1 pseudogene is annotated in these 277 nt (G+C 51.3%); it reads left to right on the top strand.

The features are described from left to right. Positions 1–277: pseudogene (locus FVA95_RS29735) on the top strand (family 65 glycosyl hydrolase); the annotation flags it as partial.

Genomic DNA, 277 nt, shown 5'->3' on the forward strand with positions numbered 1-277 from the left:
GTTTTCAATTGGTAATGGTTATCTCGGTATGCGTGGTAATCCGTCGGAAGGCCGCGACTCTTTCAGTCACGGAACCTACATCAACGGATTCCATGAAATTTGGGACATCCATCACGCTGAGAATGCCTACGGTTTCGCGCGTACCGGTCAGACGATTGTCAACGTTCCGGACGCCAAGCTTATGAAACTCTACGTGGATGACGAACCACTCCTGCTCAGTATCAACGAGATCCAGTCGTATAAACGGTGGATCGACTTCCGCGAGGGTGTCCTGCGT

Origin of the sequence: Pseudonocardia sp. EV170527-09 (genome assembly GCF_008369905.1) — a bacterium.
Lineage (GTDB): Bacteria > Actinomycetota > Actinomycetes > Mycobacteriales > Pseudonocardiaceae > Pseudonocardia.